This window comes from Pseudocnuella soli (assembly GCF_004347775.1).
GTDB classification, from domain to species: Bacteria; Bacteroidota; Bacteroidia; order Chitinophagales; family Chitinophagaceae; genus Flavisolibacter; species Flavisolibacter aquaticus.
Window position 1 is genome coordinate 277,115 of record NZ_CP037755.1, and the last position, 24,642, is coordinate 301,756.

The window sequence follows — 24,642 nt, forward strand, 5'->3', positions numbered from 1 at the left end:
CTAATGCAGGATGGGACGACGTTACAACATTTAAGTAAACACGATCATTCCATTTTCGTTTAACCTCCGACGTTAGTTTACACGTTCACCCATCCTGCATTCTACTAAAACCAACTACCGATAAATGCTTCATTTACTTCCTTGCCTTTAAGCCTGCGCCGGCGGCGGCGCACTGCTCTTTGGTGCAGCAACATAGTTACTACCATCAGCGGAATAAACAACAGCGTAAGTGGCGGTATGCCCAGGAACGAAATCCATTTACCACCATACTGCCGGCGCATGGGCCTGCGCAACCGTTCGGCAATAAGGTACATACCGGGCAGTATAAACAAGGTCATGAAAAATGCAAAGATCAACCCAAAGATGAGCGTCCATGCAAGTGGTGCCCAAAACCGTGCACTATCGCCACCAAAGAACAGGTGTGGATTCAATTCCGAAAACAGCGTAACGAAATTGAGGTTGAGGCCAATAGCCAATGGAATCAATCCAAAGATGGCTGCCAGCGCTGTAAGCATTACCGGGATGATCCTTGTTTTGCCTGCCTGTATAATGGCTTCACGTATACGCAAGCCACGCATCCGCAATTCTTCGGCAAACTCAATTACAAGGATGCCATTTTTTACTACAATACCTGCAAGCCCCACAATGCCCAAGCCTGTAAATACACCCGATACACTGAAGCCTGTAATGCTGAAGCCAAGCAACACACCAATGATGGAAAACAGTATTTCCGTTAAAATGATCACCGGTTTTGAAATAGAGTTGAATTGCAGCACCAGTGTAAGCAAAATGATCATCAATGCAATGACCAGCGCCTGTCCTAAGAAGGCCACTGTTTCGGCTTGCTGTGCGGCCTCGCCAGCCTGTGCAATGGTTACGTTATCGGGCTTATTTTGAAAGCGGTCGAGGTGGCCTTGCAGTTCGGTGTTTACCGCCTGCGCCGTATACCCCTGCGATTCCAACACATTCGATCGCAAGGAAATCAAACGCTTGTAGTTCTTACGTTTTACACTGCCCTGCGTGCTGGTATAATCTACTTTTACCAACGATGAAATCGGGATGCGTTTTACCTGCCCGGTGGCCATATCCCTGAACGTGATGGTCATGTTCAGCAGGTCGGAAAGATTGTTGCGCTGCAGCTCCTGGTTGCGCAATTGTATCTTGTATTCATCTTCACCGTCTTTGATCTTCGATACCTCGCGACCAAACAATGCAGTGCGAATTTGCATACCAATTTGTGCACTGCTCACACCTTCCGCCAGTGCCCGGTTTCGGTCAACCATCAACGTTATCTCCGGGTTGCTCAGGTCCACATCCATCTTTAATTCCTCTATGCCCGGCACCTGTATCGAATCAAGATAGTTTTTCAAACTTACCGCGGTCTTGATCAGGTCGTCAATGTCTTCGCTGGCCACTTCAATATTTACCGGCGGATCGGTGGGCGGGCCGCTGCTTTCCTGTGCCACCGATATTTCCGCACCGGGTATGCCTTTCATTACTGCACGGATGCTATCGAGATACGGCGCGGTTGATTTGCCGTGGCGTTTTTCAAATTCCACAAACGACACCTGTATGCGGCCCAACTCGGAGCGGGTACTGCGGTCGCCGCTCATAGGATCGGCAGCACCTACCGCCACGTTGGAGATCACACTTTCCACCAACGGGTTTTCCTTGCCTCCTTCCATGTCCAACACTTTGTACACCCGCTTTTCCAACAGGTTGGTAATAGAGTCGGTATACTCCACATCGGTACCCACCGGCAGCTTGATGTAGGTGTAAATAAAGTTGGGATCGGCATTGGGAAAGAACACCACTTTTACCCATTGCGTGGATGTGGCAATGAAAAAAACAACCAGGCTGAAAATAAACAGCCCGAATGTTGCCAGCAGCAGCCACACCGGCCGCCAACCTTTTAAAGCCCAACGCAACAGCTTTTCGTAACGGCGCATGAGGCCAGGTAAAAAGCGGTTTTGAAAACTGTGGATTACATCGTTGAGCACATACCTGTTGAACACCACCAGCAGTACAATGAAAATAAGCAGGTTGCCAAAAAATGTAAATCCAATGATGTCGAGTAAAATGCCCAACCCCAGTCCAATCCAAAAGCCTTTCTTTCTAAAAATGGCCGATTTTGGCTCACCGTTTTCTTCATCATGGTTCATGAAATCCACTGCAAAAACAGGGTTCATGATAAACGCAACGATAAGCGATGCGGTAAGGGTAAAAATGAGCATCGTAGGCAGGTAAATCATAAACTTACCAATGATGCCCGGCCAGAATAACAGGGGTAAAAACGGCGCCAGCGTTGTAAGCGTACCAGCCAGCACCGGTATGAACACTTCGCCTGCAGCCATCATGGCGCTTTTTTCGGCAGAGATACGGCCACGGCCTTCTACAAAAATCCGGTGCGTGTTTTCAATCACCACAATGGCATCGTCTACAATGATGCCGAGGCCAAACAGCAGGGCAAACAGCACAATGAAATTGAGTGTTACATCAGAGCCTGCAATTACTTCGGCACCGGGTATAAACAGGAAGGCCACAAAAATGCTCAGGGGTACACTCAGCGCCACAAAAAACGCATTGACCACACCCATAAAAAACATCAGGATCACCAACACCAGTATAAAGCCAATGACGATCGTGTTCACCAACTCGTTGAATGAGTTGCGAGCATTGATGCTTTGGTCGCCAGTGATCACTACATCGAGGTTGGGCGGGAACACGGACTTTTTTAATTCGGCGACAATGTTGTTTACGCCTTCGGCCGTTTCAATCAGGTTTTCGCCGGAGCGCTTTACTACGTTGAGTGTAATTACATTTTTACCATTGAGCCGCGCATAGCTTTCCCGCTCTTTTATCGTATCCCGCACATTGGCCACATCACGCAGGTAAACCGGCGCACCAACGTTGTTGCGTACAATAATGTTTTCAATATCCTGCGCTGTTTTCAGTTGTCCTTTCAACTGCAGGTTGCGCCGCATGTTGCCCACTTCCAGTTGCCCACCCGATATGTCTAGGTTTTCCCGCGCCACGGCATTGGCCACATCATCGAAGGTGATGCCAGCCGTTTGCATGCGCAGGTTATCTACGTTGATCTGGAACTCTCGTTCCGGTGCACCTACAAGATCCACGCGGTTTACCTGCGGCAACTCCTCCAGCCGGTCCTGCATTTCATCGGCGTATTGCTTTAGCCGTGCAGGGTCGTAATCGCCGCTCAGGTTTACATACATAATGGGCTGCTCCGACAAGCTTACTTCCAGCACCACGGGTTCCTGCGTTAGGTCGGTGGGCAGGTCCTGTTTTGCTTTGTCCACTGCATCTTTTACTTTTTGCAACGCAATGTCCGTATCCACATCCGTGTCGAACTCAACAATGATGATGGAAAAATCCTGCTGCGATGTGGATGTAACTTTATTGAGCTTAACACCGGTGATGCTTTTGATCTGTTTTTCGATGGGCTGCGTTACCAGGTTCTCAATATCGCGGGGCGTGTTGCCTGCGTAAATCGTTTGTATGTAAATGTTAGGTATAACAATGTCCGGGAACTGTTCTTTAGGCAGCGTTATAAATTGAAACACACCCGCCAGGCTCACAAACAGCATCAGCAGGTAGATGGTGGTTTTGTTCAGGATGCTCCAGGTGGTGGGCCTGAAGTGCTTGAACGGTCCGTTGGGATTTTCTAAAACACTCATGGTTTTTATTTGGAGAAGAGGCGGTTATGAATGTCGAACAGAGGAACAAGGAATGTCGAACAGAAGAAGTTTGTATAGAATATCGAACAAGGAACAAGGAATTTCGAATGATGAATCATTAATTATGAATTATTAATTATTCGGGTTGATCCAAACTCATAATTCATAATTAATGATTCATCATTCTACTTCGACATTCATCTGTTCCTTGTTCGTCTGTTCGTTATTCCTTACGCTGTTTTAATCGGTTGGCCGTCGTACAGGCTTTGAAAGCCGTCGGTGATCAACTGCTCGCCACCCTGTAGCCCGCTTTTTACTTCTAGTTGGTCCTGGTATAGTTCGCCCACCTGCACATATATTTTGCGGGCAATCATGCGGTCGCCTTCTTTAATGGCCACCATCACGTACTTGCCTTTATCATCGTTTTGCAGCGTATTTACCGGGATGGTTACAGCGCCGGTGCGGGTATAGTCCTGCACTTTCACCGAGGCCACCTGGTTGGGCTTCAGCCCGGCACCCGATGGCACTGGCGCTTCAATATAAAAGGTACGGCGTGCCGCATCAATCGTTTGCCCGGCCACATTCACTTTTGTTTCAAAACGCTTGTCAATATCGGGCAACTCTACCTGCAGCTTGCTGCCTTTCCCAATGCGGCCAATATAGTTCTCCGGCACTTCGGCAGTGATCTTCAAACTACCGGTATTTACAATGCGGATCTGCGGACCTGCAACACTGGTACCCGTAAACAATTCGCCCACCCGCACATTCACAGCATCGGCCACACCGCTGCTGGGTGCAGTTACGGTCATCAAGCCGGCTTGTTTTTGCAAAATGCCAATTTGCTTGCGCAGCGTTTCCACTTGTGTTTGTGCAGTCAGTACTTGTTGGTAGGTACCAATGCCCTGGTCAAACAAATTTTTGGTGCGTTTGTACGTGTCTTCTGCTGTGGTAAGCTGTACCCGCAGCGGCTCAATTTGCTGCCGAATCAACTGGTCGTCGAGGCGTGCCAGCACCTGCCCTTTGCGCACCGCATCGCCTTGTTTTACATACAGCGCCGTTACCACACCGCCCTGCCCATTGGGCGGCGCCACGTACGAAATATTGGTGGCATCAACCCTGCCCTGCAAGTCTACATAGTGTACAAAATCGGCTGGCTGAATGGGGCTCAAAGTTACCAGTTTTGCATTTTGCGCAGTGGCAGTTGCGGGGTCGGCGGCACCCACTTCTTTTTCCAACGCATCTATTTGCGCCGTCAGCTCTTTTTGCTCTTTACGCAATTTTTCAAGCTGCACTTTTTTATCGTTGATGTTTCCTTCTGTATCTTTTTTCGCATTGCCGCAGGATGCAACAATTATTGCCAACAGCAATGCGGTGATGATCCGGTTCATTGATTTATATTTTGTGGTTGTGTGGTTGTTGTTTGCTGGTAAAAACAGCGCTTGTTTACAGCTTACCTGTGGCTCTTAAAAAATCGACCTTTGCATTGATGGCATCATACAACGCCAGTATGTAGTTGCTTTGTGCTACCTGCAAATCGGTTTGCGCCGTTGAAATTTCCGTTGCCGATCCAAGACCTTCTTCCTGTTTCAATTTGGTTTGGCTATACACCAGTTCGGCCAGTTCTATATTGCGCTTTTGGGTTTCCAGCGTAGAGAGTGCCGACCGGTAATTGTTCAATGCTGCCGCCACATCCTGGTCGATGCTCAGACGCAAACCTTCCATTTCGTTTTCGGTTTGCTGCAATTGCAGCTGCGCCCTTTTGATGCGTGCCGCCCGTGCAAATCCATCAAATATGGGCACCGAAATATTGAGCCCGATGGACGATGCTGGGAACCATTGCGCCCCGCTGAAATAGTTGAACTTATTGGTTTGCGTCAGCCGTGAATAGGAGCTGGACAGTGCAACGGTTGGGAAATACGTAAGCTTGTAACGTTTGATGTCGTATTGACGCAGCCGCTTGCCCAGTTCGGCCAGCTGGTATTCCTTGCGGTTGTCGTAATTGTATTGCGTGTTCTCAAGTACACCATCGCGGATCTGCGCTTCCGTTACCGAATCGGTCAGCACCAGCGTATCGCGTATGGGCATGCCCATGAGCAGTTTCAAACCGAGGTAGCCGTTTTCGATCGTGTTCAGTGCCCGCTGCTTTTCGGTTTGCAAGTTGGCCAGTTGCACGGCGGCACGGTTTACATCCAGTTTTTCTGCAAAACCATTGTCGTACATGATCTGGAAATCGTTGCGCAATTTTTCGAGCCGTGCAATGTTGGCATCCAACAACTGTAACTGCGCTTTGCTGGCCGAAAGCTGGTAGTACACTTTGTAAATATTGGCCTTGATGCCCTCCTCGGTTACCTCCACATTTTTTTGCTGGAAAGCAATGGAAGTAGCCCGCGCCTGCAGCCCTACAAACACCTGCCCTTCAAACAACAACTGCTGCAACGATACACCTGCCGATGCGTTGAACTTGGTACCGAACGCTGCTGCCACCAGTCCAAAATCGTTGGGCGAAACAATGGGTGCACCACTGCCGTTTTTTACCCCTTCATTTTGCAACACACCATAAGTGGCTGCGGCGATAAAGTTGGGAAACTGCTGCACCGCCACCCGCGGGTTGTAGCCAAAAGCAGCGTTGCCATTGATCTGCGGGTAAGCGCTGGCCGTTATTTCGCGGTTGGTTTGCTGCTGTATCTGCACATCCAGCAAAGCGTTCTTTACCTGTGCATTGTTTTTTTGTGCATAAGCCACTGCTTCGGTTACCGAAAGGCTGTGCCGCTGCTGCGCATATGCATCGCCGTTAACAGCCAGCAGGCCTGCCAGTATGCCTATTGTTATGCTCCATCCGGGTTTCATTGTGGTTGCCCTTTTTTTGTGCGTTGATGTTGATACTTCTGAAGCAGCCTGCGGCCTTTTGTGGTGGCCAGTCCATTCAGAAACAGTTCCAGTAACTGGTGTTCGATGTGAACAAGATGGGTGCGGTTGTTGGGAAATACTTCTGCATTAAAAGCCAACATCATGCTGTGGATGCGGTAACGGGTCAGCACGTCAATGTCAATCTCCGGGCGGTACAATTCTTCGGCAATGCCCCGTTGCAGGTTCTGGCGAATCATGTGGTACAAAAACCCGTCGCGGTATTGTTTGAATTGCTCAAAAGCGCCGGGGTGGTATTTCTCCATTTCGAAGAGTACGGACGGATTCATTTCGGCAAACATTTCCTGCACCATATCGAAGGCAAGAAACACTTCGTGGAGGGCATTTTCGGCCCGGCTCCGGTCCTGTTGGCACTGGCACTGGTTGTGCGTCATGATGCCGTTGAATACGGCGCAAACCAGTTCATCTTTATCGGCAAAATACAGGTACACCGTTTTTTTGGACATGCCTACCTGTGCAGCAATTTCATCCATGGAAACCGAACGGATGCCGTAGCGGTTGAACAGCTCGTGGGCCTTTTGCAGGATGCGCTCTTTTGGTTCCATAAAACAGGGGCAAAACTATGGAAACTTTTTTCGGAGCCAAAGTTTCCGAACCATATTTTGGGATAAGTGGCAATTATTTGTGGTGAGTGGCAACAGTAAATCCTAACACAGCCAAGCTTGAACAAATAACAATTTTGCCTCTATATCAAACCACAATCAACTCCCATTGTTGAATTTTCGAGTTGTCATGCCGAACTTGTTTCGGCATCTCCTGCTGCTTTAGTAAACTCCGCAGATTGAAGGAGATGCCGGAACAAGTTCGGCATGACATGTACTACTGAACAGACGCTTCCGAAAAGGCCGCTTTGTATATCCCACAAATGAAAGGGCGCCTGGAAAGGCGCCCTCTTTTCTACTATTGCGTCAACTTCACCTATTCGAAACCGTTAGGCTCCAGCAGCGGGTTGGTATTGAGCTGCCTGGAGGGTATGGGAAATGCGGTCCGGTCTTTTGCATCCTTTGGTTTGGCCCACCATTCGTCGCCAAACTTGCCCCAGCGTACCAGGTCGGTGCGGCGGCGGTGCTCGCCAATAAACTCGCGGCCCCATTCGTCGACAAACTCGTTGTCGGTCAGCATGGCCGGGTTTTGCACATAGCTGTGCGCCGGCCATGCAGCATCGGTAAAATTGCGTTTGCGCACCGCATCGAGCAATTGTGCTGCGGTGGCTTTATCACCACTGCGGTACTTACATTCGGCCAACGAATAATAAATTTCCGCCAGCCTTATTTCCGGTGCCGAGTTGAACTGGAACAGGTTGGCGGTCATCGACAGCCACGGGAATTTCAGCAGCCGCACACCCGAGTTTTCCTCGCCGGTCGTTACGTTCGAGCCTTCGTTCCAGCGGCCTCCGGGCCTTTCTGAAAAACGGCCCACCTGGTCAACAAACGCCAGCGGTTTACCATTGTATTCCTCTGTGCCGTTTACCATTTTGGTACTGTCAAAACCATAACCCCGCGATTTATTGAACTCGTATTGCTGGCCAATCAGGAAAAAGCCTTCATACTGCCCATCGGCCGATGTGGTTCGGAACGGTTGCTTGCGTTTATCGGCAACGGCATATTTCTCGTAAGGCTTGCCCAGGTTGTAAGTGAGCAGGTTGCCGTCCAATCCCCTCGATGGTGTGAGGTGAATACCGTTCCAGCCACCCCAGTCATTATCCAGCGAGTAGCGGGCCTGGTAATGCATCATCGAATTGTAGATCCAGCCAAACTCGTAGATGTTGCGGGCATGCGGAAACTCGAACAGGTTTTCCGGCGAACGATAAGCCCTGATGCCCGAACGGAACGGACCGCGGTAATCGGCATCGATGCTGTAGGTGCCATAAGCACCGTCAATGATCTGCTGCGCCACCTGTGCACACTCGGTGAACTTTGGCGTGCCGGTCCATTTTTCTGCATTCAGGTACAGGCGCACCAGCAGTGCTGCAGTAGCAGCCTGGTTCCAGCGGCCCACCTTTCCTTCTTTAGGCAAACCCGGGATCGATTCTTTTACTTCTTTTTCAATAAAAGCAAATACTTCCTGCGGGCTCGACTGACCCACTAATTGCTGCGGCTCGGTGATGATGGGTATTTCGCGGAAAAAGTCGATGAGGAACAGGTAAAACCAGGCACGCAGGGCACGCAGCTCTGAAAGGTGTTGTGCCTTGTCGGCCTCGGTGAGGCCATACTTGGTATAGTCCAGTGCGCCAAGGTCTTTTAAAAACACGTTGCACTGTGCAATGCCCTGGTAGGGGCCCACCCATCCGCCGTTCACGTGATTATCGTCTACGGTCCAGTCGTGTGCATGCAGCCGCACCCAGTCGCCGCCATCGTAGCCGTGTTTGCCTTTTTGTGTCCACACAAACTGGTCGGCGGTCAGCTCCTGCAGCAGCCAGCGGTCGCCGTCCCATGCGTTCCAGTGGGCATGTTCGTAAGGCCGCAGCACCGCGGCAATGATGGAATTTTTATCCTGGAAATAATTTTCCGAAGGCAGAATATCGAATGCTTCTTCATCCAGCTTAGTGCAGGAAGAAAGGAGCACCGTTGCTGCCAGTGCGATGTATAGCGATTTTAATTTGTTCATGTCAATGCAGTTTTTCGGTTAAAAATTAACCTGTGCGCCAAATGAAAAGTTTCGGGTGATGGGATAAACGTTCAGGTCGCCATAGCCGGGTGTAAGACCGGTGATGCCTACTGTGGTAGGATCGAGGCCCGAATACTTGGTGATGGTAAATACATTGCGCACCGTGCCGTACAACCGCAGGCTGCTCACCACTTTTGAGTTGACCTTGGGCGACCATCCCAGCGTCAGGTTGTCCAGTTTGAAGTAGTCGCCTTTTTCGAGGAAATAATCCATGATGACCTTACCCGAAGTGATCTGGCCATTGCGTTCGTAAGCATCGCGCAACAGGTTTACGTTGGGCTCTGCCTGCAGGCCGTAATACATTTGGTACAGGTTGAGGATGTTGTAGTCAAACCGGCCGCGGAAAAACAACGTCAGGTCGAAATTGCGGTAACCCAGCGAGTTGCCCCAAGCCAGCTCGTAGTGCGGTGCACCGTGGCCAATATAAGTGCGGTCGCGGTCGCGGTTGGCCTCCGAGGTAAGGATGGCTTCTTTGCCCACCTCGCCATCTTTCCACACCAGTATTTTGCCTTCGTTGTTTACACCGGCATATTTATACCCGTAAAAGGAACCCAGTTCCACACCATCTTCCATGCGGAAGGCGGGGCCGGGGTTACCGGGCGAAGGCAGGTCCTGCAACTCGGTAAACTCACTTTGGAAACGGTCGTTCGACCAGCTATCCAACTTTGCCTTGATGTATGAAGCGGTTACGTTGGTGCTGTACGAAAAATCCTTGCGTTTTACTGCATCCCAGTTCAGGTTCAGCTCCACGCCACGCGATGAGGTAGTACCCACGTTCACGGTCATGCGCTCATGCAGGTATGGGCCCACAGGCACGCCATAATCCGAGATAAGGTCGCTGCTTTTGCGTATAAAGGCGTCGATGCTACCACTTACACGGTTGCGGAACAAGGAGAAGTCGACCCCCAGGTTATAAGCAATGGCTTTTTCCCATTGCAGGTCGGGGTTGTAGTTGTTGGCAGGCCCATACACACGGGTCCAAACACCTTCATCGTTGGGATACTGGCCATAACCGGTGTAACGTGCCAGCGAAGTGTAGCGGCCAAAACCAGAGCGGCCGGTAACGCCGTAGGATACCCGAAGTTTCAGATCGTTGATGGCATCGGAGTTAGCCAATGCATCGAGGCTGGAAACACGCCATGCTGCCGACACCGCGGGGAACAAACCCCACTTGTTGTTGACACCAAACTTGGTGTTGCCTTCGTAGCGGAACGAGCCGGTAAGAAAATAGCGGTCGTTGAAATTGTAAATGGCACGGCCCAAAAACGCAATGGTTTTTTCCTTGCTGCGCCAGCTGTCCATACCCAGGCGTCCGTTTTCGCGGTTCCAGCTGCCTGCATCCAGGTTGTTCCAGTTAAAGGCATCGGACGGGAAATTCATGTTCTCGGCAAAAAATCCCTGGTTGTTGAACTCCTGGTACGAGTAGCCACCCATCAGCCGGATGTCGTGCAGCTTGATGCGGGTGTTGTAATTGGCGGTCCACTCCAAAGTATAATCCGTCCATTTTTCGCTCTGCACACGGGCACGGCCGGTGCGGTTGCTGTTTACCGATTCGGCGGCAGCGGAAGTGTAATACTCACGGCGCAGCAGCTCCTGTCCCTGGCGGGCCAGCTTTAGTTCGGTCGACAGGTTGCGCAGCAAATTCAGGCGAACGTTGAAGTCAACGATCGAGTAGTTTCGGTCGGCACCGTTTTCCCTTGCCAGCAGGTCCTGCACCGGGTTGTAGGTATCAAAACCCTGCAGCGTATTCCATTTTGCCGGGTCGTTGGGGTTCATGATGGGAATGGTAGGATTGAGTTTTACTGCCTGCTGAAAAGCACCATAGTTGGTGTACTCTTCGTTGGCTACGCGTTGCGATAAATTGCCCGAAAACTCCAGCACGCCATCGAGTGCTTTTTGCAAAAAGTTGGCGCGGTAACCATATTCTTTGCGGTCCGATGCAATATCGATTGCGGTCTTTTTGCGGTAGTTGCCCGACAGGCGGAACTGCGTGTTTTCGCTGCCGCCCGAAACGGTCAGAAACTGGTTTTGGCCAAAATTGTTTTCACGGATCAACTCATCGTACCAGTTGGTGCGGGCACCGCGATCCACATCGCGGTTGCGGGCCAGAAATTCTTCCGCTGAAAGTATGGCGGGTTTGTTGGCAATGCGGTCGTGCTCAATAAAGCTGTCGTAAGTAACCTGCACCCGGCCGGCACGGCCTTTTTTGGTTTGCACCAAAATAACGCCGTTGGCACCCCGCGAACCATAGATGGCCGCGGCCGATGCATCTTTCAGTACCGTGATGGATTCAATGTCCTGTTGCGCCACGTTGCGCAGGTCGCCACCGGGCATGCCATCAATTACAATCAGCGGACCGTTGCCTGCACTCAGCGAGGCAGCACCACGCACCTGCACATCGGCACCGCGGTTGGGGTCGGCAGCAGCGGGGTTGGAAATAACCACACCGGCCACTTTACCTTCAATGAGTTGCAGCGGGCTGTTTACCGCGCCTTGTATAAAATCCTTGCTGCGGATGGTGGTTACTGCACTGGTCAGTTCGCGTTTTTGCACCGAACCATAACCCACTACCACCACCTCGTTCATTTGCTGGTTGGTAGTTTGTAGTTGCAGGCTGATGGAACTTTGATTGCCCACGGTTATTTCGCGGTTTTCAAACCCAACAAAAGATACCACCAGCACCGATGACGGGCCGGCAACATTTAGTGAAAATGATCCATCCTCGCGGGTGGTGGTGCCGTTGCTGGTGCCTTTTTCCAACACCGATACACCGGAAAGAGGCTTGCCTTCGCTGTCGGTGATTTTGCCGGTTACGGGCACGTCATACACCACTTCCTCGCGGGGCTCGTCGGCCCTTGAAATCACCACCAGCCGGTCGTTCATTTGCCGGTAGGTAAGCGATGTATTTTTCAGCAGGTTGGGCAGTACTTCGTTCAGCGGTGCATCCTGCACCTGGATGCTTACTTTTTGGCGGCGCGGCAAAATTTCATCTTTATACACAAAGCGGTAAAAGCCCTGTGATTCGATGGCGTGCAGCGCCTGCTTTATGTTCACCTTATCCAGGTCGAGGCTGATATTGTTTTGCGCATGGCCTTCATGTGCAAACGACTGAAAGGTGCAGGCAATGATTAAAAGCAGCGTAAACTTTGTCATCAATAAATATTTGACGCATAACCTAACGCTCCCCGCAGGGGCGTTATGTCCAAATGATTTCATACTTTGGGTTTGTAAGGTGATGATGAATGGGTTTCCGCCCAGTGCGGGCAACCCTTTGTCAAAGCATAACAGCGGGGCATGTTGCAGCATGTTCCGCTTTCTTTTTTTGGGGCGTCAGGTAGCAGGAGCTTGTTTCATATGCAGGCAATTAAGGTGATAAAAGCAGTATCCTACCATGCACCGCAGCACAGGTAATCACTAGTTGACACTTAGTATTAAAGGGTAGCTATAGTAACGGCATCAGGGCATGATGCGCACTTCTTTTTTATTGATTGTAAACGAAAAGTCGCCTGAGGAAAAAGCTCCGGCATATTTCAAAGCGTTCAATACATCTTCCAATGATTCGCCTTCAAACGTGGCTTTATATCGTTCCCTTTTCAGCCCTTCGTCAGTAATGGTGATGCGTACATCGTACCAGCGTTCGAGCTTTTGTGCAATGGTTTCGAGGCTTTCGTTTTCAAAAATCAGTTTGTTGTCCACCCAGCTGGTTTCCAGCACCGTGCTGTCTTTTTCCAAGTTGTGCACTTTCGATATTGTTACCAGCGGAACGGCTTCGCTTGTGGCCCGTTGCGGCCTGGCTTCAGCCGTGTCCTGCTTATTCTGCACCACCAGTTTTTCGCTGGGCTTGAGCACTATTTTCTTATCCGGGTTGTGGAGCAGCATTACCTCCACCGAGCCGCGGATCAACGCCGTTTCTGTAGTTTGTTCATCGGGGTAGGCTCTTACATTGAATGCCGTTCCCAGCACTTTTATATCCACCGCATCGGTGTGTATAATAAACGGCCGGTCTTTGTTGTGCGCCACATCAAAAAACGCTTCGCCACTCAGCCGCACTTCGCGGATCTTTCCATTAAATGCCTGGTCGTAGGTAAGCAGGCTGCCTGAGTTGAGGTGTACCACCGTACCATCGGGCAACTGCACTTTTGATTTAGATCCGAACCGGGTGCTCACTACGTTTTGCGACGGCAGTTTGCCGCCCTGCTCCTTTCCCGGCATAAAGAACAACACCACGCCAATCAGCAGCGATGCAGCTACGCCACCCATCCACCACCAGCGGGTACTGCGTACCGGCACTGCCATTTCTTCTTCGGGCCATTGCGGCGTTTCGTTTTGCGTGTATTGCAATGCCGGCTCCGACAGGTGGTTGCTCAGCCGCTGCAGGTGCCTGCTGTATGCTTCGTTGATCTTTTGCTGCGGCAGCTCTGTTCGTTGCCGCCACAACTTTTCCAACTGCTCTACCTGAAACACCGCTTCCGGCGCCTCTTTCAATAGCCGGTCCAGCTCGGCCAGGTCGTCCGGACCTGCCTCACCAGAAAGCTTGAGGCTTACTAAATACCAAAGATGTTCGGAAGAAGGCTGCATTTCATTAAAAGAAAGACACAGTATTTAACTGCATGTACCAAAGGGGCACAAAAAATTTTTTACAACAGTAAAAAAAGCCAATCAGGAGCGGGAAAATTTATCGGTGCTGGCAAATTGCCGCCGGAGGCTTGGCGGCAGTGCAGCTGCAATTTTGCGCACCGCAATAGACATTTGATTGCGTACGGTAAGCACCGAAAGCTGCAGCACTTCGGCCACTTCGCGGTACTTGAGGCCATCTTCCCGCACCAGTTGGAAAATAATGCGGCACTGCGGCGGCAACTGGCGGATGGCTTCCTGTATGCGCTGGTGCATATCAGCCGAAATGGCCAGGTCTTCGGGAGTAACGGGGTTCATAAAATCGGCTTCATCAAAAGCCTCCAACGACTCCCAGTGATGCTTGTGGTTGCGGGTAATATAGTTCAGCGAAAAATTGCGGGTAATGGTGTAGAGGTACACTTTCAGTGCGGCCACCTTGCCCAGCTCGTTGCGCATTTGCCAGAGCTTGATGAACACATCGGAAACAATTTCTTCGGCCGCTTCCCTGGACCGCACCATGGCATAAGAAAAATGAAACAGCCGGCTGAACAAAAGTCCGTACAGTTCCTGGTAGGCCCGCATATCCTCGTACAAAGCAATGCGCTGCTGCAATGCGGTAATGGTGGCAAGTTCGTTCATGGTCAGGTAGGGTGCAATATTTCGGTATGAAGGTATCAGTTTACCTAAAAGAAACCAAGTGCACCGCGCTGCAAATTGTTGATGCCGCAACATTAAGTTTTGATCAGCCAGTATTTACAAACGCATATTATTTGCTATAACTGGCGCCAAACCACCCAACACCAAACTCTCCTACTTTTGCAGCATGAGTGGTGGCAATCAGTCCAACAGGTTTCAGTTCAGCAGGTTGTTCCAGTATTTTCTGCAGGGGCTTTTGGTCATTGCACCCGTAACCATTACGGCCTATACCATTTACTGGGTGGTATCGTCGGTTGATAGCCTGGTGCCCATTTTTACCGAAAACGGACCCGGCGGCCGGGTGTATGTGCGCAACTATGGGCTGGGCTTTGTGGTGGTTATTTTATCCATCTGCATCATTGGTTACCTGTCTTCTTTTTTCCTGAAGTTGCGCCTGTTCAACCTCTTTGATTCTTTCCTGGAAAAAACACCGGGAGTGCGGCTTATTTACACCACGGTAAAAGATTTTTTTGAAGCCTTTGCCGGTGAAAAGAAAAAGTTTAACCGTCCCGTGCTGGCCAATGTGGACGACAACGATGTGTGGCGTGTAGGGTTTGTTACCAGCGATGATGCGCATGAACTAGGTATGGATGGCTATGTGGTGGTATACATTCCCTTATCATACTCTATTGCGGGCAACGTGTATGTGCTGCCCGCTAACCGCATCAAACCCATTGAAAAAATAACCGCTGCCGAAACGATGAAGTTTGCCATCAGCGGAGGCGTTACCAACGTAGAGGAAGGGAAGAAGTAAAAGTAAAAAAGGTAAAACGGGCACAAACAAGCGCTGCGATTGTTGACTTTTTGCCTTTTACTTTTTACTTTATGGTGCATGAAACCAAAACTACTGGCGGCACTCCTGTGCCTGTGTACTTACACGGCGCAATGCTGGGGTTTTTATGCACATCGGCAAATCAATTACTACGCGGTGTTTTTGCTGCCGCCGCAAATGCTGCAACTATACAAACCGCATATCCTTTTTTTAGCCGACCATGCCGTGGACCCCGACAAGCGCCGTTACGCCGTGCCGCAGGAAGCACCGCGACATTACATCGACCTGGACCGATACGGTGCCTTTCCTTTTGACTCATTGCCCCGCGGCTGGAACAATGCCGTAACCCGCTACACCGAAGACACGCTGCAGGCACATGGCATTGTGCCGTGGTGGATTGCCATAATGCAGGCAAGATTGACCGAAGCCTTCCGGCAAAAAGACGCAGCCCGCATCCTTAAACTTTCGGCCGAACTGGGCCACTACGTGGCCGATGCACATGTGCCGCTGCATGCCACCGCCAACTACAATGGGCAGCTTACGGGGCAGCAGGGCATTCATGGTTTTTGGGAAAGCCGGGTGCCAGAGTTGCTGGCCGCATCCGAGTGGAGTTTTTATTTGGGCAAAGCAGTATACATAAGCAACCCACAAGATTTTATCTGGGAACGGGTGCTGCAAAGCGCTGCTGCCGCCGACACTGTTTTGCGCACCGAAAGAGATTTGAGCGCCACTTTTAACCCCGATCAAAAGTTTGCATTTGAACCGCGCAACGGCACATTGGTGCGGCAGTACAGCACCGCATTTACCAAGGCATTTAACCAACGCCTCAATGGCATGGTGGAGCGCCGCATGCAGCAGTCCATTGCAGCGGTGGCCTCGCTTTGGTTTACCGCTTGGGTGGATGCAGGGCAGCCCGTTGTGCAACCCGGTGCACAGCCCCTGTTTACCTTGGAAGATGAGCAGGAATGGGAACAGTTGAACAATGCATGGAAAGGCGGAGGCACGCTGCAGCGGGCACACGAATAAGGGGCGCAACGAACGATTGCAAGACTTATATTTGTAAGCGAAACGAAGAACAGATATGCAGCCATCTGAAACCAACCTGAATAAAGCCGCCGTTAAAGCTCCCGAACACCGCGACGAGTGTCTTTCTTTTTCCGAATTATCGCAAATTGTGGGCAACCGCACATCGCAATTTGCCATGGAAGAATGTGCCGCCGACCGGCCCGCACCCAAAAGGGCCTGGGCACCTACAGCCGATGAAAATGCATTTACCCTGATTGCCTCCGGCAGGTAATTAACCCCTGTTTCTATTGCTGTTTTATCAGCGCTGTTGGTGCAATTTATTTGCGCTTAAATGGGCTTGTGCCCGGCCATATAAACTTTTTACTGCACCTGTTTCCGCACTATCTTAGGTGTTCAAATGGCACCTAAATGAAACCACTGATTGTACTGCTGGTGTTGCTTACCAGCATCACTTCATTTGCGCAACACGATACTACTTACAAACTGCGCGACCACTACGACAAAGCCGAATATTTTATTCCTGCACGGGATGGCGTAAAGCTGTTTACCATTGTGTACACGCCCAAGGATAAATCGAAATCTTATCCCATGCTGATGAACCGCACCTGTTATAATGCTTCATCGTATGCCAATTTCAACACGCAGGGCCACCCTTCCGATTACCTGGTAAAAGAGGGCTATATACTGGTGTTCCAGGATGTGCGGGGCCGCTATATGAGCGGCGGGCAATTCAACAACATGACGCCTAACATACCGGGCAACAACCCCAAAAACAAAAAGGACATTGATGAAAGTTCCGATACCTGGGACAGCATTGATTGGCTGGTAAAAAACATCAAGGGCAACAATGGCCGCGTGGGCATTTTCGGCATTTCATACCCGGGTTTTTATAGCGCAGCTTCGCTGCCCGATGCACACCCTGCACTAAAAGCAGTGAGCCCGCAGGCGCCCATCTCCGATTTTTTCTTTGATGATTTTCACCACATGGGTACGTACCTGCAAAGCTACACGCCGGCCTTCCCGGTTTTTGGTGTGCAGAAAAAGGATACAACCCGCCAGGATTGGTACATGCCGCAGCTGATGAAGATGTACCAGAACCAACCCAAGAATGCCTATGATTTTTACCTGGCAAAAGGCCCGCTGAAAAACATCACCAAAGAATATTACGACAGCAATTTTTTCTGGCAGCAAATTATTGATCATCCCAACTACGATAGTTTCTGGCAAAAGCGATCCATTTTGCCGCACCTGAAAAGCGGCATCAAACCCGCGGTGCTTACTGTTGGTGGCTGGTTTGATGCCGAAGACCTGTATGGTCCGCTCAATATTTACAAAACCATTGAAGCCGGAAACCCGGGCACTAAAAACCGCATTGTGATGGGCCCCTGGGCACATGGCGATTGGGCCAACGAATCGGCCAAGGCCATTCACAACCACATTTATTTTGGCGATTCCATTTCTTCTTTTTACCAGAAAAATATTGAGCTGCCGTTTTTTAATCACTACTTAAAAGGCACCGGCAACGATACGCTGCCCGAAGCATGGATGTTCAACACGGGCACCAAGCAATGGCAGCAGTTTGATGTGTGGCCACCCAAAAATATTCCGCCGGTGCAATTGTACTTTGGCCCCAACGGGCAGCTGTCTATCAACAAACCTGTTGATCCCAATGCGAAGTTTGAATACATCAGCGACCCCGCCAAGCCGGTGCCTTACACCTCGCAGATTGAAGGACTAACGTTTACGCCCAGGCGCTTTATGAGCGACGACCAGCGCCACGCCAGCACCCGCCCCGATGTGATCACATTCCAAACCGAACCGCTAGCAGATGCGGTGACTGTGGCCGGTGAAATACTGGCTAAGTTAAAAGTGGCACTCAGCACCACCGATGCGGATTTTGTGGTAAAACTGATTGATGTGTACCCCGACAATCATCCGCAGTACGAGCACAATCCGAAAAACATCATCATGGGCGGTTACCAGCAGTTGGTGCGGCACGAAGTGTTCCGTGGCCGCTTCCGCAATTCGTTTGAAAAACCCGAGCCTTTTGTGCCCGGCCAGCCTACCGATGTGTCGGTGCCGCTGCAGGACATTTTACATACGTTTAAAAAAGGCCACCGCATCATGGTGCAGATCCACAGCACTTGGTTTCCTTACATCGACCGCAACCCGCAGCAATACGTGGAGAACATTTACAAAGCCGATGAAAAAGATTTTATTAAAAGCACCATACAAGTATTTGGCTCATCGACCGTTGGTGTTGGCGGCGCACAACACAATAGCACCAACACCAGCACTACACCGGCTAAAACGTTTTAGGAAACATTGGTGAAATAACTACGATTGTGTAACGATGAATGGATAAAGCGTTCAACACAATTTGCCTCTGTCATGCCGAACTTGTTTAGGCATCTCCTTGTGTTTTGATAAACTCCGATAATAGAAGGAGATGCCGAAACAAGTTCGGCATGACAACACTAGTGGTGCAATAGTTTAATGAATGAGGATAAAGCAAAATTAGTTTTGCATGTTTAAGTCTTAACCCATGACGTATTTAAACAATCATTCCAATACAAAAATCCCCCAACAGGTGTTGCGGGATTTTTGTATTGGACTACTGCAAATGAAAAACTACACATCAAAGGCAGCATTCACTTACTGTTATTCCACAATTGCTTTATCCCATTTGCTGCGCCATGGCCGGTGTGGCTTTTGTTTCGCCCAGGCAGCCAAACACCTCGCGGTAAAACTCGGGGTGTGATTGCCAGGTTTGGCCCGTGACAATGCGGCCATTACGCACCGCCTGCTGGTCGGCAATATAGTTGCCGCCGGTAAGTTCAATTTCGCTGCGCACATGTTCGTAAGCCGTCACGTTGCAGCCCTTTGTAAGGCCCGCGGTTACCAGTATCTGCACACCGTGGCAAATGGCAAACACCCATTTTCCCTGCTGATGAAACTGCTGCACGGCCTGCAGCAATTGCTGGTTGTGGCGCAGGTACTCGGGTGCACGGCCACCGAGCAAAAGAATAGCGGTGTAATCTTCGGGCACTATTTCCGAAATGGTGATTTGCGCTTCCGAAACATAACCGGGCTTTTCGATGTATGTGTCCCAGCCGGGCTCAAAATCGTGGATCACCAGGTTGAGCCTGCCTGTGCGGGGCGCCGCCATTACAGCCGGGATGCCGGCTTCGGCAAAACGCTGCACGGCATAAAGTGCTTCAAAGCTTTCTCCGGCATCGCCGGTTACAATCAGGATCTTATGTTGCATGATGGTGGGTTTTAAAAGTTTATAATTCAATTTTCCAGCGCTTCTTTTTTGCAGGCAAAGCCTGCGCTTTTGTAAATCCGTGCTCCTAAAGCACACAAAGCAAAAAGAAAGGCCCGCCGAAGCTTTTTGATGCGCCTAAATACAAAAGCCGTTTGCTTTTAGGCGCATTGAATATAGCCAACCGGCGGCGCACCGAAAAATCTGGTGGGCATAAATGCCAATTTTTCCACAAATGGCCTTTGCTGCACCACCGTTGGAAATAAACCGCCACACTTGTCGTTAATGCCCTTGGTCCGCTGTTGCACACCGGGAAAAAACACCGCCGCTAGTTTGATGATGAACAAAACGTGTTGCCTGCTGCTGGCAACTTTTGCCGCCTTTTCGCTCCATGCACAGGAGCCATTACAGTTTGCACTGCCGCAGGAAAACCTAGGTGCCGCCGGCAAATTGCTGCTGCCCAAAACCACGCTGCGCCAGCACAACTACGGCGCCATCATTGGTTTACAAAAAGGCAGCTCCACCGCTATTGAGCTGGGCTACGAAATGCACTGGCGGAAAATCGGCCTCAAAAAACCAAATATCTGGGGCGCCACCGCCAACCTCGAATACAGTTTTTCCAACAATATTATTGGCTATAAAGCCGGCGTTTGGCGCAAGCAGGGCCGCATCAACCTCACCTACGGCGGCAACCTGGTTTATTTTTCCGACTTCAAGGGCGGGCAGCAATTTGGCATCGGGCCGGCCGTTGGCTTCCGGCTGCTGGGGCTGCACCTGGTAAACGGCTACAACATTTTGCTGGGCGATATGAACCGCACCAAACGCGGCGTGCCTGTGGGTGCCAACACGCTGTACATCAGCCTGCGTTATTATTTTCCGACGCACAACAAATTTGTTTGGGACCGCAACGGCGAAAAAAGCCAGGGCCTGATTCCGCGCCGCAAAAAAGGAGAAGAACGTAAAGGGCTGTTTGGTAAACGCGAAGAGGAAGAGCAGCGCAGCGGACTGTTTGGCCGCAAAAAAGAACCGGTGAAAGAAGAACGCAAAGGTTTGTTTAACCGTAAAAAAGAAGCGCCGGAGCCCGAGCCGGAACCCAAAGGCCTGCGCAAGTTGTTTCCCAAAAAATCAGACTAAGCCTGCCGGCAAACGGCAGCAGCTTATGGAACGGTATTGGCAGTTTTGTTGTAAAAACAGCATGCAATTCATTCCACTGGATAGTGCCCAACAACTGGCCAAAATCAAACAGAGCCCTGCGCCTGTTGTTATTTTCAAACACAATACTACCTGCCCCATCAGCAAAGGGGTTCACCGCGGCCTGGAACAGGATGGATCCGAATTGGGAAATACACCGGTGTACCTGCTCGACCTGATGGCCCACCGCGACCTGTCGGATGCGGTGGCGGAGCAGTTTCAGATTCCACATGAATCGCCACAAATCCTGGTGATCAAAAACGGCGGCTGCACCTACAGCGAATCGATGCTGCATATTTCGGCGGCAGCAACAGCAGAAGCGTTGCAGGATTGATTTGTAAAAACCCCGGAAGATTTTAGGTACAACATGCAGTTGTTATAAAAACACCTGCATGTTGTATATCCCCTTTATTAGGAGGCTGTTTTCACGCTTTTCTCCACACCCAGCGCTTTCCTCACAGCGGGTGCCACTACGGCGCCCAGCAACTCAATGGAGCGCATCAGGTATTTATGCGGCAGGGCGCCCACATCCATCTGTGCCAGAAAACGGGTATGCCCGAACAACTCGTGTTCATACAAAATTTTATCGATCACTTCCTGCGGGCTGCCTACCAGCAAAGCGCCATGCGGGCCGGTGCTTTGGTCAAACTGCTGGCGGCTCGACGGTGGCCAGCCCCGTTCGCGGCCAATGCGGTTCATGGATGCGGCGTAGGTGGGGTAAAACTCGTTGCGTGCAGCCTGCGAATTTTCGGCTATATATGCATGTGAGTTGATACCGAGTTGCATGGGCGCTGCATGACCCGCTTTTTGATACAACTCGCGGTATAGTTTTGCAAAAGGCGCAAAACGAGCCGGCTGCCCGCCAATAATAGCCAGCGCCATGGGCAGGCCATAATCTGCAGCCCGCACCACCGACTCCGGCGTGCCGCCAACGGCCACCCAAATGGGCAGTTTGCCCCGCACTGGTTTTGGATAAATGTGCTGCATGTGCAAGGGCTGTGTATGCTTGCCACTCCAGGTTACTTCGCCCGAATTGTTGATGTGCACCAGCATGGCCAGCTTTTCGGCGAACAGCTCATCGTAGTCTTCGAGTTTGTGGCCAAACAGCGGAAACGATTCGATAAACGAACCGCGGCCCGCCATGATCTCGGCACGGCCGCCCGAGATAAGATCAACGGTGGCAAACTGTTGGTACACCCGCACCGGGTCTTCGGACGAAAGCACGGTAACGGCGCTGGACAACCGAATATTTTTGCTGTGTGCAGCTGCCGCAGCCAGGGCCACTGCCGGCGCCGACACGGCATAATCGGGGCGGTGGTGCTCGCCAATGGCAAACACATCCAGTCCCACTTCGTCGGCCAGTTTTACTTCTTCCATCAGGTTGGCCAGCCGTTGCTGTGCACCCAACTCCTCTCCGGTTTCGGGGTGGCGGCCAATATCTGCAAATGTGTACACGCCTATTTCCATAATGTTGTGCCCATTGCTTGCTGCAATGGAGCTATAAAGTTGCAGAAAAAAGAGCGCCCTTTGCAAAAGGGCATCCCGTTTGCCGCTAAAGCGCATCAGCATTATGTTGGGCGAAAAAATTCCGTTGTTCTATACCGCGGCATCCGGCACCTATGTGTGTACCCGGTGTGGCCATGCCCTGTTTGGCGCACACCAGCAGTTTGATGCGGGGTGTGGGTTTCCATCGTTTTAGCTGCACTTAGCCAACGGCGTAACGCAAAAGCAATTGGATACTTATGGGCGCAGCCGCATCCAGTTGTTGTGCACCCATTGCGGCCAGCACCTGGGTCATCTTTTTCCCAACAAACATACGCCTACCGGGCTGCGTTATTGCATCAGTCACACAGCAATTTCCTTACAGGATTCAGCAGATAAAAACATTTCCATGAACGATAACACATCACACTTCGACGAGCTGAAAGAGTTTATTAAAACGCAGCGCAGCAACGAAGGCAATTTTGAAACCGTGCATCAAAAATTAAGCGAGGAACAAGCGTTTGCACAGCAATCAGCAATGACCGGTTATGCAGATAGCCTGCAGGAGATCTTGGACAAACAGGTGGCTGATTACCGCAGTGCAAAGGAAAGTGCCGGGACGGCATGGCCGGAGTACGAGAAGCTGGTTACGGCCTGGGAACGGGCTATTGCAGCGGTTGGTAATGGTGGGTAAAATGGCGGGGTTCTCGTTTAAAAATAATTGCACCGATTAGGTGGCGTTACACATCTTTTAGTGTTTTTCATTTGATAAAAAGAAAGCATTACGGCTTGAAGAAATGTAGCAAACAACTTTCTCTGCGACTCTTCTTTTACTTTTTTGCCCTTGCAAAAAAGTAACCCCGCAGGCCCGGAATCAAATGACGGCCCGATTCCGGGATAGTGCCTTGATCAAGCTTCGGTGCTACTGTGGTTAAAAGCAGCAGAACGTTATTCGACACTGCTGCCGATCATTGTTGAACAAGAAAGCATTTCAAATAGGCATTGCATCAGCGCAATATCTTATCCAACCATACCCCTACTTCTTCAACTCAAACACCACCTTCGCATTTTTCTGCTCCGATGAGGAAATGTGCACCTGGTAGCGCTCCTCGCCTGCATTAACAATCATCAGCGATGTATTGGGCGGAATGCTGCCCAGGTTGTGGGCCACCATGATCAGTTCGTGGTGCGGGTTGTCGGCATCAATGCGCACCTTAATGCGGATAGGCGTTTGCGTTAGTCGGGCTGCCGCCACCACCTGCCGGTTGTTGTGGTATACGCTTACCGTATCGCCATCAATTTGCCCGTTATCATACAGGTCAATCAGGAGTTCGCCTTCGCCTGTTTCTATCTGGCGCACCAGCGGGTTGGCACGGGTACGCAGTACGGCGGGCACGGGCACCGCCGTTACGGGCCGCAACTGTGGCTGCGGCACGGGCTCCACCGCCACCGCTTTTCGTTGTGGCGTTGTAGCCACCGGTTCGTCCGGTGTTGTTGCCACCGGTGTTTTAGCAATGGGCTTGGCAGCCACAGGCTTTGCTGCTGTCGGTTTTTGGGCGGTTGTAGTAATGGGTTTCTTTTTAGGCGCAGCCGCAATTACCGGTTTGGGCGGCACACATTCCCTGAAGGTGATATCATCCACCGCAAAGTCGTTGCCGCAGCCGCCAATGGTGCTGTTGAGCAGCGTCAGCATCACCGCCGTTTCGCCGGCAGGCACGGTAAACATGCCGGCAAATTTGCGCCACTGCGGCGTGGTGCGTTGCGGCAGGTCGCCAATACGGTACGAAGCCAGTTTGCGTCCGCTGGCGGTTGACAACTGGAATGAAATGGTGGGCGACAGCGACGAGCAGCAAATATGCAGGCGGCATACATTGATCATCCACAGCGCCACCTCGTAAGTGCGGCCACCAGTAAGGCCACTAATGGGTCTGCTGAAAAATACGCCGCCGCTCGGCGATGCATTTACCAGCAGCATATTTCCGTTTACATCGCCGGGTGTATGGTCCTGCGCAATGGTAAACCAGTCGCCGCGAAAACAATCGTAAGTGGCCGGTGTGTAGGTGTAATGTCCATCGGTGGGGCAGGAGCCCAGGATGCGGTCGTAATTGGAAAGCGAAGCTGTGTTAAAATCGTCTACATCGGCACTGCGGCCAAAATCAATTTGTACTACCGGTTCTTTCAGTGTGCAGCCTGCAGGTTGCGTAAAACAGGGCTGCATCTGTGCAACAAAAAAGGCGCACAGCAAGGTGTAGCGTAAGGTTGGTGCTTTCATACAAAAGCATTTCGTTGGTAAAGGGAAATTGCTTTTT

The 24,642-nt window shown here is 50.9% G+C and carries 18 protein-coding genes and 1 pseudogene; 8 read left to right on the top strand and 11 right to left on the bottom strand.

Annotated elements, in window-relative coordinates:
- Window positions 1-104: 104 nt before the first annotated feature.
- From EPD17_RS01150 to EPD17_RS01185, 8 genes are all read right to left on the bottom strand, one after another.
- Window positions 105-3,695: an efflux RND transporter permease subunit gene (locus tag EPD17_RS01150; protein ID WP_132051055.1), complete on the bottom strand. Its 3,591-nt coding sequence runs from the start codon at window positions 3,693-3,695 to the stop codon at window positions 105-107.
- Between the two features lie 230 nt (window positions 3,696-3,925).
- The gene (locus EPD17_RS01155) at window positions 3,926-5,083 is read right to left on the bottom strand and encodes an efflux RND transporter periplasmic adaptor subunit (protein ID WP_132051057.1); all 1,158 of its coding nucleotides are present in this window, start codon (window positions 5,081-5,083) and stop codon (window positions 3,926-3,928) included.
- Window positions 5,084-5,138: 55 nt separating this feature from the next.
- Window positions 5,139-6,542 (bottom strand): TolC family protein, encoded by a 1,404-nt coding sequence (locus tag EPD17_RS01160; protein WP_114235606.1) that lies wholly within the window; start codon window positions 6,540-6,542, stop codon window positions 5,139-5,141.
- Window positions 6,539-7,165: a TetR/AcrR family transcriptional regulator gene (locus EPD17_RS01165; protein WP_132051060.1), complete on the bottom strand. Its 627-nt coding sequence runs from the start codon at window positions 7,163-7,165 to the stop codon at window positions 6,539-6,541. Before EPD17_RS01165 ends, EPD17_RS01160 begins: the two co-directional genes overlap by 4 nt.
- Before the next feature lie 373 nt (window positions 7,166-7,538).
- A complete protein-coding gene (locus tag EPD17_RS01170; protein ID WP_132051062.1) occupies window positions 7,539-9,227 on the bottom strand; it encodes a RagB/SusD family nutrient uptake outer membrane protein in 1,689 nt (562 codons plus the stop codon).
- Window positions 9,228-9,245: 18 nt separating this feature from the next.
- Window positions 9,246-12,440: a SusC/RagA family TonB-linked outer membrane protein gene (locus EPD17_RS01175; protein WP_165929480.1), complete on the bottom strand. Its 3,195-nt coding sequence runs from the start codon at window positions 12,438-12,440 to the stop codon at window positions 9,246-9,248.
- Window positions 12,441-12,743: 303 nt separating this feature from the next.
- On the bottom strand, window positions 12,744-13,865 hold the full coding sequence (locus EPD17_RS01180; protein ID WP_132051066.1) for a FecR family protein: 1,122 nt from the start codon (window positions 13,863-13,865) through the stop codon (window positions 12,744-12,746).
- Window positions 13,866-13,946: 81 nt separating this feature from the next.
- A complete protein-coding gene (locus EPD17_RS01185) occupies window positions 13,947-14,540 on the bottom strand; it encodes an RNA polymerase sigma-70 factor (RefSeq protein WP_165929481.1) in 594 nt (197 codons plus the stop codon).
- A 184-nt stretch (window positions 14,541-14,724) separates the two neighbouring features.
- On the opposite strand from EPD17_RS01185, the gene EPD17_RS01190 reads away from it, so the two are divergent.
- The 4 genes from EPD17_RS01190 (at window position 14,725) to EPD17_RS01205 (ending at window position 18,714) form a co-directional block, all read left to right on the top strand.
- Window positions 14,725-15,351: a DUF502 domain-containing protein gene (locus EPD17_RS01190; RefSeq protein ID WP_132051070.1), complete on the top strand. Its 627-nt coding sequence runs from the start codon at window positions 14,725-14,727 to the stop codon at window positions 15,349-15,351.
- Between the two features lie 78 nt (window positions 15,352-15,429).
- Complete coding sequence (locus tag EPD17_RS01195) at window positions 15,430-16,395, top strand: zinc dependent phospholipase C family protein (protein ID WP_132051072.1); 966 nt, start codon at window positions 15,430-15,432, stop codon at window positions 16,393-16,395.
- Window positions 16,396-16,450: 55 nt separating this feature from the next.
- Complete coding sequence (locus tag EPD17_RS01200) at window positions 16,451-16,666, top strand: hypothetical protein (protein ID WP_132051074.1); 216 nt, start codon at window positions 16,451-16,453, stop codon at window positions 16,664-16,666.
- 137 nt (window positions 16,667-16,803) lie between these two features.
- Complete coding sequence (locus tag EPD17_RS01205) at window positions 16,804-18,714, top strand: CocE/NonD family hydrolase (protein WP_132051076.1); 1,911 nt, start codon at window positions 16,804-16,806, stop codon at window positions 18,712-18,714.
- A 358-nt stretch (window positions 18,715-19,072) separates the two neighbouring features.
- Here EPD17_RS01205 and EPD17_RS01210 read toward each other — a convergent pair whose 3' ends face one another.
- The gene (locus EPD17_RS01210) at window positions 19,073-19,663 is read right to left on the bottom strand and encodes a DJ-1/PfpI family protein (protein ID WP_132051078.1); all 591 of its coding nucleotides are present in this window, start codon (window positions 19,661-19,663) and stop codon (window positions 19,073-19,075) included.
- Between the two features lie 333 nt (window positions 19,664-19,996).
- Here EPD17_RS01210 and EPD17_RS01215 point away from each other — a divergent pair, with 333 nt between their 5' ends.
- Entirely contained in the window at window positions 19,997-20,794 is a 798-nt protein-coding gene (locus tag EPD17_RS01215) for a hypothetical protein (RefSeq protein WP_132051080.1), read from the top strand.
- A 25-nt stretch (window positions 20,795-20,819) separates the two neighbouring features.
- A complete protein-coding gene (gene ytxJ / locus EPD17_RS01220; RefSeq protein ID WP_132051082.1) occupies window positions 20,820-21,185 on the top strand; it encodes a bacillithiol system redox-active protein YtxJ in 366 nt (121 codons plus the stop codon).
- Window positions 21,186-21,262: 77 nt separating this feature from the next.
- On the opposite strand, the gene EPD17_RS01225 is transcribed toward ytxJ, so the two are convergent.
- Complete coding sequence (locus EPD17_RS01225; RefSeq protein ID WP_240040700.1) at window positions 21,263-22,414, bottom strand: LLM class flavin-dependent oxidoreductase; 1,152 nt, start codon at window positions 22,412-22,414, stop codon at window positions 21,263-21,265.
- Between the two features lie 7 nt (window positions 22,415-22,421).
- Between EPD17_RS01225 and EPD17_RS20400 the strand changes: the two are divergent.
- Together EPD17_RS20400 and EPD17_RS20150 are read left to right on the top strand one after the other, a co-directional pair.
- Window positions 22,422-22,655 (top strand): annotated as a pseudogene (locus EPD17_RS20400) (peptide-methionine (R)-S-oxide reductase); the annotation flags it as partial.
- A gap of 87 nt (window positions 22,656-22,742) precedes the next feature.
- Window positions 22,743-23,027, top strand: coding sequence for a hypothetical protein (locus tag EPD17_RS20150; RefSeq protein WP_240040701.1), 285 nt, complete (start codon window positions 22,743-22,745; stop codon window positions 23,025-23,027).
- Window positions 23,028-23,369: 342 nt separating this feature from the next.
- On the opposite strand, the gene EPD17_RS01235 is transcribed toward EPD17_RS20150, so the two are convergent.
- The gene (locus EPD17_RS01235) at window positions 23,370-24,605 is read right to left on the bottom strand and encodes a hypothetical protein (protein WP_132051084.1); all 1,236 of its coding nucleotides are present in this window, start codon (window positions 24,603-24,605) and stop codon (window positions 23,370-23,372) included.
- Window positions 24,606-24,642: the final 37 nt, after the last annotated feature.